General features: G+C 64.1%; 1 protein-coding gene. It reads left to right on the forward strand.

What is annotated here, in order from left to right:
- The first annotated feature begins 84 nt into the window (after positions 1–84).
- Positions 85–1,151, forward strand: a protein-coding gene (locus M2320_RS23230; protein WP_425540720.1) for an IS630 family transposase whose coding sequence is annotated in 2 segments (ribosomal slippage) — positions 85–568 and positions 568–1,151 — 1,068 coding nt in all. Because the reading frame shifts where the segments join, the coding sequence is not laid out codon by codon here.
- The last annotated feature ends 13 nt before the right edge of the window (positions 1,152–1,164 follow it).

Raw genomic sequence — 1,164 nt, forward strand, 5'->3', positions numbered from 1 at the left:
ATACCAAAGGCCTTCCAGTCTGACTCGCGGCCGATTCACAAGCTGTACCTGATCTGATTCGATGGCGCGGGGAGGATTCGCGCCATGGCGGGCATGCTGAAGATCAGGTCCGACTTTTCCGCTTCAGAGCTGCGGCGTCTTGCTGCCGGTTCAAAGGACGCCAACCAGAGCCGGCGGCTATTGTCGCTGGCGGCGGCCCTGGATGGCATGAGCCGCGAGGATGCGGCGCGGATCGGCGGCATGGACCGCCAGACGCTGCGCGACTGGGTTCACCGGTTCAACGCGCAAGGTCCGGACGGCCTCAAGGATATTCATTCCAAGGGCCATCCGCCGCGTTTGTCGCCCGAGCAACTGTCCGCCTTGGCGGAGATTGTCGAAACCGGGCCGGATCGCGAAAAGGACGGCGTCGTACGCTGGCGGCGGATCGACCTGAAGCGCGTCGTCGAGGAGCGCTTTGGCGTCGTCTATCACGAACGCACGATCGGCAAGATCCTCAAGATGCTCGGCTTCTCGCATATCAGCGCCCGGCCGCGCCATCCTGGCCAGAAAGCCGAGACGATCGCGGCGTTCAAAAAAACTTCTCGGAGACGCTGAAGGCGCATCTCGCCCATGTCCCCGCGCGCAAGCCCATTGAAATCTGGTTCCAGGACGAGGCGCGCATCGGCCAGAAGAACGGCCAGGTTCGCCAATGGGCCAAGCGCGGGTCGCGGCCCCGCCAGCCCGCCGACCAGCGTTACGAGAACGCCTATCTGTTCGGCGCGATCTGCCCGGCGCGCGGCGTCGGCGCCGCCTTGGCCATGCCCTATGCCGACACCGAGGCGATGCAGGCGCACCTCGACGAAATCTCCACCCGCGTCGCCCGCGGCGCTCACGCCGTCTTGCTGCTCGACCGCGCCGGCTGGCACACCACCGACAAGCTCGATGTCCCAAAGAACGTGACCATGATCTTCCTGCCCTCGCGCGCGCCAGAGCTGAACCCAGTCGAGAACGTCTGGCAATATTTGCGCGCCAACTGGCTGTCGAACAGGGTGTTCGAGACCTACGACGACATCATCGAAGCCGCCTGCGACGCCTGGAACAAGCTCACCGATCTGCCAGACGTCATCACCTCAATCGGAATGCGCGACTGGGCGCATGTGGGTCAGACATGAGGGCCGTTAGTAT

This window comes from Rhodoblastus acidophilus (assembly GCF_025961575.1).
Lineage (GTDB): Bacteria > Pseudomonadota > Alphaproteobacteria > Rhizobiales > Beijerinckiaceae > Rhodoblastus > Rhodoblastus acidophilus_C.